The following is a 435-nucleotide window of genomic DNA, read 5'->3' as shown; positions in this document are numbered from 1 at the left end:
CGGTTTGCGCAGAAAGGCGTAAAGCAGCAGCACGCTCCACAAAGCGAACATCACATTGACTTCGGCATCGGCGCGTCGCGGCAACAGCGGCGGCAACAGGCGATTGGCCCAGAGAAAACCGACCATCGCCGCCGGAAACCCCGCGATGAACCCGACATTCAACCGCTCGACCAAGCGGAAACCAAATGCGGCCGCGCCGGATCCGGCAGCTTTTCGCGCCGCTTGACCGTCCACAGCACCAGCCCACTCGCCACCATCAGCGTGCCACCGATGCCGCACAGGAAATACACCCAGCGGATCGCGGTATCGGCGAAGCGTCCGGCATGCAGGCCGATCATCGCACCCGCCGTGACCTGTGCTCCGCCCGGCGGCGGCGACGCCCAAAGCAAGCGGCCACTCACGCCATCATAGCCAAGCTTTGGGGTGAAGTTGGAC

General features: G+C 64.4%; 1 protein-coding gene. It reads right to left on the bottom strand.

All coding sequences use genetic code 11. The features are described 5' to 3' along the window. Positions 1–158 precede the first annotated feature (158 nt). A partial coding sequence (locus AACY52_RS31620) for a PepSY-associated TM helix domain-containing protein (protein ID WP_339561597.1) occupies positions 159–435 on the bottom strand: 277 nt, incomplete at its 5' end.

Origin of the sequence: Pseudomonas sp. EA_65y_Pfl1_P113 (genome assembly GCF_963970525.1) — a bacterium.
Taxonomy (GTDB): Bacteria; Pseudomonadota; Gammaproteobacteria; order Pseudomonadales; family Pseudomonadaceae; genus Aquipseudomonas; species Aquipseudomonas tritici.
The sequence above is the reverse complement of the archived record's forward strand: the minus strand, read 5'-3'. Positions and strand labels throughout refer to the sequence as shown.